Origin of the sequence: Variovorax sp. CAN15, from assembly GCF_030462475.1 — a bacterium.
Classification (GTDB): Bacteria; Pseudomonadota; Gammaproteobacteria; order Burkholderiales; family Burkholderiaceae_C; genus Variovorax.
Window position 1 is genome coordinate 1 of sequence record NZ_JASMRZ010000188.1, and the last position, 773, is coordinate 773.

The window sequence follows — 773 nt, forward strand, 5'->3', positions numbered from 1 at the left end:
AACAGGTAGCCCACCAGCAGCAGCTTGAACATCACCACCGGATCGAGCGCCGGGCGGCCGTTGTCGGCGCAGTACAGGTGCGAAACCTTCGCTCGGATGAACTCGAAATCCACCGCCGCATCGATCTTGCGCAGCAGGTGATCCTGCGGCACCAGCATCTCCAGCGTCACCATCTCCAGTTCCTGCTGCGCAGGTGTCGGGCTCTTGAGCATCCCGCCATTAAAAAGCACAAAACCCTCGCAACGCGAGGGCTTGAGGGTTTGTCAGCAGTCTGAGGACGGCTTGGCCGTCCTTTTTCTTTGGGGCGGAACATCTGGTCACTGTTTGCGTCGAATTGCACGAAAATGCACCCCTGTTGCCGCCCTCTACCGATACATATGAAGACTGCTTCCCTCATTTTCCTGGCCGGTTCATTGCTCGCGCTGCCGGCGCTTTCACAGGAGCGCGTCTGGCGTTGCGGCAACGAGTACACGAACAACGCCACCGTCGCGCAACAGAAGGGCTGCAAGATCATGGAAGGCGGCAACGTCACGGTGGTGCAGGGCACGAGGGCTTCTGGCGGCGGCTCCGCTTCTTCCTCGTCGGGCGGTTCGTCCGCGGCGCGTTCGCCGGCTGGAAGCCCGCGCGTGGAAGGTGTCGACCAGCGTGCCCGTGACGGCGAGGCGCGAGCGGTGCTCGAGGCCGAGCTCAAGAAAGCCGAGGCGCGGCAGGCCGAGCTGCAGAAGGAATACAACAACGGCGAACCCGAGAAGCAGGGCAGCGAAGGGCGCAAC

The 773-nt window shown here is 62.6% G+C and carries 1 protein-coding gene and 1 pseudogene; one reads left to right on the plus strand and one right to left on the minus strand.

Annotation, left to right across the window (positions count from 1 at the left end):
* A pseudogene (locus QMO14_RS33305) lies at positions 1–212 on the minus strand (IS5/IS1182 family transposase); the annotation flags it as partial.
* Positions 213–377: 165 nt separating this feature from the next.
* Here QMO14_RS33305 and QMO14_RS33310 point away from each other — a divergent pair.
* Positions 378–773: hypothetical protein (locus QMO14_RS33310; protein WP_301512404.1), on the plus strand; the 396-nt coding region annotated here is incomplete at its 3' end.